The organism is Ureibacillus thermosphaericus (assembly GCF_002370195.2).
GTDB classification, from domain to species: domain Bacteria; phylum Bacillota; class Bacilli; order Bacillales_A; family Planococcaceae; genus Ureibacillus; species Ureibacillus thermosphaericus.
Map to the genome: position 1 here is coordinate 3,481,716 of NZ_AP018335.1, position 6,389 is coordinate 3,488,104.

Consider the following 6,389-nt stretch of genomic DNA (forward strand, 5'->3'; position numbering starts at 1 on the left):
CTCCCCGGGTAAGAATGTAATCTTTCCTTCCATCTATCTGCTTCATTTACTCTGTACCACCTTTGGCAGAAAGGACTTTGTTTTGTTTAGCAAACTCATCCAATGATACCTAGCCTTATATGAAGTTCGTGTTCCTCAGACCGGAAGTTTGCCGCTCGCTTCCTTCAGATTCCGCGTCACCACGGACACCCTTGCGTTAAGTTAACTGTTACTTCTGCCTTCACAGTTCGGGACTTACACCCTATAGATTACACCCATGCCAGGCGCACTAAAAAAGGAGAATTTGTTTTTTGTTCAAATTCTCCTTTTTAAAAATGTAAACTTATTTTTACTATATAACCGTTTTGGAATCCGTCCATACTGGTTGACGCTTTTCAAAGAAAGCGCGAATTCCTTCTTGAGCATCTGGATGCTTACTATTTAGAGCAATTACCTCTGTAGCATAATTAAGTGCTTGGAAATCTTCCATATTAATTTGCTGATAAAATTGTCGTTTCCCAAGTTCAATGATATTTAAGCTTTGCTTCGTTACTTCTTTTGCTATTTTTCTGTTTCGATATCTAGTAATTCAGGGGGAACCACTTTATTAACCAACCCATGTTGAAGCGCTTCTTCAGCAGAAATTGAGTTTCCTGTAAACAACATTTCCACTGCTTTTTTCCTTCCAATATTGCGGCTTAAAATACTGCCGGGGTACTACAAAATAGTCCACTATTTATTCCGGGTGTTGCAAACTTAGCATCTTCACTAGCGATAGCCATATCACTTGCAGCAACTAATTGACAACCAGCCGCAACCGCTGCTTTTTTTACCTTTGAAATAACAAGTTGCGGCAACTCTCGTATTGTTCGCATAACTGTTTGACAAGTTTGGAAAAGTTTGAGTACTTCATTCTCTGTCATCGATTCAATCTCTCGCAAGCTATGACCCGCACAAAAAACTTTGTCTGAACCTTCAAAAACTACCACTTTCACCTCACGAGCTTTGGCAATTTGCTTCAAAAGATTGTCCAATTCTTCTAATAATGCCATCGTTAAGGTGTTAAACTCCTGCATATTATCGATGGTAATATAGCCAATCTCCTCTGTTTGGCGGTATTGTAGATACCTCATTTCTCCACCCCTTTTCATTGATATCTTTATTTTGAATCTTCTGATATTTGAGGTCAAGATAAATCAGTTTACTTTTTTCTACAATTTTATTCTGTTACTTAGATTACTATATTGATTAAGCAGAGATGTCCCAGTCCTCGCCTTTTTCGCCTCACCACTTCCCCTTTATTCGTGAGTATAAATCGATTACTCCATCAATATCGACAAATGAACCCCTAATCAATTCATGAATATATTACTATTGTATGTATGCCTAATCTTACGTACGTTTAGAGTTTATGTGGAGGGAGCGTATTCTATGTCAATGCCTAACATTCCAGACATCTCACCTAAGATTCGTATAGATCGTGAAGATGTCATCAACCTTTTATTTAGCTTCTATTGCTTTAGAAGAAATCGGTTTAGCTCACATCAATTAATGCAGAAGGTGAAAAAATTCAATTTGCAATTGAAAAGATGAACGAATCATGTTCTCATCTTCCAACTACTGCTGAATTAATCCTGAAAATTAACGACAGTGTTAATCATACTTTAATTACTGGCAATCAAGAAGGAACTTTTATTAGATAATAAATTAAAACAAGTAATCGAATTACTGAAGAATAAGCATAGGTGTTATTAATTTTTTCAACTTTATTGTAATAAAATCTATGAATTTGTTTATTGAATTAAGAATTGGGTTTTTCAACGCAAATAGGCTTTTATTCCTTATCTCCTTTTCAAGAAAGAATAGATTATTAACGACTGTATTACCAATGGTCATTAACTATTTAAGGTTCTTAGTTAATGCCATGGTGAGACATTTACATTTTAAAGGAAAGGAGTTATGGAATGTCTCAGCCCAATCTACCAAACATTACCCCCAATATAACCATTAGCAGAGCTGATGTCATAAACTTATTGCTTGCTTCCATTGCAATGGAAGAATTAAGTTTAGCTCATATTCTTAATGCTGAGGGTGAAAAAATCCAATATGCGTTAGGAACAATTCCGGGTATTTCTGGGCTATCACCAGCAGCAACGCTTGATGATCTGTTACAAGTTAATAGCAGTGTTCATGATACAATCGCAATGTCAATTAAGAAAGAATTATTATTGGACAATAAACTAAAGCAAGTTACAAAGTTAATTTCAACTGAGGGACCTACAGGACCGCCTGGACCTACTGACTGGACCTACTGGACCTCAAGGACCGACTGGGGACCTCAGGGTGCTACTGGACCTACTGGGCCTCAAGGTGCTACTGGACCTACTGGACCTACGGGAGTATTTGATCCAAATCAGTTCTTATTCTATGTGCAAGGTAATTCAGGTATTGCCACAATCCGTTTAGGTGAAACCTTAACTATTAGATCTGATACATTGGATATTGAAGTTACTGAAGGTTCTGCAATTGTAGATATTAATTTACCTTCAATTCCGACAGGGCCAACAGGACCTACGGGACCTCAAGGACCGACTGGACCTACTGGGCCTACGGGACCTCAAGGCGCTACTGGACCTACTGGACCTCAAGGACCGACTGGACCGACTGGACCTACAGGACCTCAGGGCGCTACTGGACCTACTGGACCTCAAGGACCGACGGGACCGACTGGACCGACTGGACCTCAGGGCGCTACTGGACCTACGGACCTCAAGGTGCTACTGGGACCTACTGGGACTGGACCTCACCTGGGACCTCAGGGCGCTACTGGACCTACTGGACCTCAAGGACCTCAGGGCGCTACTGGACCTACTGGGCCTACGGGACCTCAAGGCGCTACTGGACCTACGGGACCTCAAGGTGATACTGGACCAACTGGACCTATGGACCTCAGGGCGCTACTGGACCTACTGGGCCTACGGGACCTCAACCGGGACCGGGCCTTGGACCAACTGGACCTACGGGACCTCAAGGACCAACTGGACCGATTGGACCGATTGGACCTACTGGGCCGACTGGACCGACTGGACCAATTGGATCAACTGGACCGACTGGACCGGACTGGGACCAACTGGACCTACGGGACTTGGACCGACTCCGACTGGACCAACTGGACCAACTGGACCAACTGGACCAACTGGACCGACTGGACCTACGGACCAACTGGACCTACGGGACCAACTGGACCGACTGGACCTACGGGACCGACTGGACCAAACTTTGCAGATGAAAGGATTCTCGGCAGTTAGAACAGCAGCTAGTGTATCCACAGGTACTCAGCTTGGCAACTGAGTGTAGCTCCACCATACTTTAATACAACTAGCTTTGATCCTACTACTGGTGTCTTTACAGTTCCAGCTACTGGAAGATACTCAATCGCAGCAACTATCAGCTTACAACTGCAACTTTAACAGGAATCTTTGGTGGCGACCCAGCATTTGTAGTACGCAATATTACTACCGGCGATGATTTAATCGTAGGACTATTCCCAATTTTAAACATTGAACTTGCATTAGGTGTTGGTTTAAGAGCTATTCTTGGTAATGGAACAGTCACAATAGCAGGAGAAGTAGAACTTACTGCAAATGATAATATAGGTCTATTCTATGTAAAAATGATGGATTAACAATTAGCATAACCCTTGGCGGTGCTGACGCTCCAATCGTTTGGTCCATCCATCGAATTGCTTAAGCCAATCCATTTAAACTGCAGACTCACTTGAATGATTCAAGTGGTCTGCAGTTTTTTTTGAAATCACTCATTACAACATCAATTTTACTCAGTTTTAATTTGGAAACTAGTGACAGGCACTCTGAAATTAATGATTCAAAAATGAACGAAATCATTGAAATTAGGCACAAATCCAGCTTCGTTTCAATAAACTAGAGGGTGTATGAGAGTACATTGAGCCACATGGATGGTTATCTATTTAAGGAGGTCACTTTGAATGTCTTTGCCTACCATTCCCGATATTACTCCTGAGATTACATTAGATCGATGTAAGACCATCAATTTATTGCTTTCTTCCATTGCAATGGAGGAAATTGGTCTTTCCCATATTTTGAATGCTGAAGCCGAAAAACTTCAAATGTTTATAAAAAAGTCTCCTTGCGATTTTGGCTACTTAAAAATCAATGAGAGCGTCAATCAAACGTTGCGCACCGTAGTGAAATCGCAAATCTTGCTCCAATTCAAGCTTGAAGATGTGGTGACACTGAATCAAAAATCTTGCTGTCATCCTCGTAAACATTAAATGTAAAGAATGCAAGGAAGAGAAAGATTGTAAATGTAAACATCATCATTGTAAAGACCCGTTCGATTCTTCATTATGCTATTGCCCTAAACAAGAAGAAGAGGGATTGTCATTGTCCAAAGTGTAAATCCGAAAAAAAATACGATCATTAATCGATATGCATTTTACGAGGGGTGAACAATGCAAGAAAATCAAAGTTGAGTTGTTACAATCTTCACTAAACTTTTCAACATTATTTTTGCCCAATTCCTAATAAACTATTTTGAACGTCGCAATCAAAAACTAAAGAAGAACTACTTCAAAGTGAAACACAAGTAATCCAATCATTAGTATTAATTGAAAAATTACACATGCTGCTTTCTTCACTTTTATATTTATCGAACATACTTTTCTTACGAAGTAATAACACCTTCGTTTACGGACTCAAATAGAGAACTATTTGAAAAAATGCAAATGTTATTACAACAATATCCTTTTCTTGAAGAACATCAAATGATTTCAGAAAAACGGTTGCTCAGATTTTGAACTATTATTACATTCGTATTCATGAAGAAACCTATGAAGAATCAAATGATGACGAATCAAATCTCGTAACAATCATTTTGTCACCCTTACCTCCACCTTGGTTGGCAAACAATATGCAAATACCTCGGAAAAAGGAAGTGTAGGTTTATTGTCTTCCCCTTCAATTTCCCTTTGTATGATTGTTAAAGATGAAGCGGATTTTATTGAACAATGTTTAAAAGATTGTGCAAGAAATAATTATTGTTGATACTGGTTCAACCGATAAGACAAGATATATGTAAAAAATATAATGCGATATTTCATATGCATGGATGATTTGCAGAAGCGCGAAACTTCGCCCTATCCAAGGCAACAGGGAATTGGATTTTATGGCTCGATGCAGATGAGGAATTGGAAACTGGCCATGAACAATTGCTAATGGAAGTTTTAAAGAATTCCACTACTACAATGTATTTAATGCCAGTAATGAATTATTACGGTGAATCGTTTCCAGTTGATCGGGAAAAAGCTTTTATATATTATCAACCACGTTTATTTCAAAACCATAAAGGCATCCAATTCTATAATCGGATTCATGAAACCCCTATTTTTCCTAATCCTCATGATTCCAGTTACACAACCGATTATTTAGAGATTCCAATTCATCATTATGGATATATTGACAAATTAACCACCAAGCGTAATAAAGCAGAACGGAATCTACAACTTATTCAAGAGGAGTATAAAAATCCAAACCATAGTCCCTGGATTGAATACCATTTAGCAAATGAATATTATCGTAGAGGAGATTATAATAAAGCTTTTGATTATTTAAATGAATTCGTTTTTTTAAATTAAGCCTCCATCTATTCTCTACCGTTTAAAATATGGGATTCTCGTTGATAAATAGTTTGGATAATGCATTAGAAGGAATAGAAAAAGCCATTGCTTTATATCCTGATTATGTAGATTTACATTTTTTAAGAGGATTATATTTTATCAAACCAACAATTATGAAGAGGCTTTAGCATGTTTTGAAAAATGTCTCGAGCTTGGGGAATAACTAAATATTTAATATTAAAATGGAAGCTTTAAAGCAGAACATTATAAACAACTTTGTTTAGAAAAATTAAGACAGTCTCAAAAACAATAAATAAAAAATTTAGGCTGTATCGATTTGATACAGCCTGTTTTATTTTTCATTGTTTTGTTCTTCGAAATACTTCTTGAAAAATTCTTCATTATAAAGCACTGATGGATCATTCGGACGATATTCTTTTGCTTTTTTATTATATTCGACTGCCAATTCTTTATCCCCTTTATGCCAATGACAAACGCAAAGCTGTAAGTATGGATACCAAGTAGAATATGGTTTTTGTACAATACCTTGTATGTTTGATGTGTCTACCATTAAAGCAAACTGATACCACATAATCGCTTTATCGTAGAGTTTTCTTTCTAGATACAAATCACCCATTCGACAAGATACTTCTGGTCTTGGTACATCGTATTGTATCGAACGGATTAACGTCTCGATTTCTTTTTCTATGTTTCCTAAGCTTCTATAACAAAAAGCCATATTAATACATGCACG

Annotated in this window: 5 protein-coding genes and 1 pseudogene; 3 read left to right on the forward strand and 3 right to left on the reverse strand. The window is 38.2% G+C overall.

Annotation, left to right across the window (positions count from 1 at the left end; translation table 11 throughout):
- Positions 1-540 precede the first annotated feature (540 nt).
- Both UtA1_RS18110 and UtA1_RS17740 read right to left on the reverse strand, forming a co-directional pair.
- On the reverse strand, positions 541-645 hold the full coding sequence (locus UtA1_RS18110) for a hypothetical protein (protein ID WP_408647345.1): 105 nt from the start codon (positions 643-645) through the stop codon (positions 541-543).
- 32 nt (positions 646-677) lie between these two features.
- Positions 678-1,112 carry an enoyl-CoA hydratase-related protein gene (locus UtA1_RS17740; protein WP_232019874.1) on the reverse strand — a complete coding sequence of 145 codons (435 nt, stop codon included), beginning with the start codon at positions 1,110-1,112 and terminating at the stop codon, positions 678-680.
- 831 nt (positions 1,113-1,943) lie between these two features.
- Between UtA1_RS17740 and UtA1_RS18115 the strand changes: the two are divergent.
- The 3 genes and pseudogenes from UtA1_RS18115 to UtA1_RS17745 all read left to right on the forward strand — a co-directional run.
- Positions 1,944-3,251: pseudogene (locus UtA1_RS18115) on the forward strand (collagen-like protein); the annotation flags it as partial.
- Positions 3,252-3,985: 734 nt separating this feature from the next.
- Positions 3,986-4,291: a hypothetical protein gene (locus UtA1_RS16840; RefSeq protein ID WP_197722729.1), complete on the forward strand. Its 306-nt coding sequence runs from the start codon at positions 3,986-3,988 to the stop codon at positions 4,289-4,291.
- Positions 4,292-5,179: 888 nt separating this feature from the next.
- Positions 5,180-5,653 (forward strand): glycosyltransferase family protein, encoded by a 474-nt coding sequence (locus tag UtA1_RS17745; protein WP_232019960.1) that lies wholly within the window; start codon positions 5,180-5,182, stop codon positions 5,651-5,653.
- A 334-nt stretch (positions 5,654-5,987) separates the two neighbouring features.
- Here UtA1_RS17745 and UtA1_RS16850 read toward each other — a convergent pair whose 3' ends face one another.
- Positions 5,988-6,374, reverse strand: coding sequence for a tetratricopeptide repeat protein (locus UtA1_RS16850; protein WP_126434553.1), 387 nt, complete (start codon positions 6,372-6,374; stop codon positions 5,988-5,990).
- Positions 6,375-6,389 lie beyond the last annotated feature (15 nt).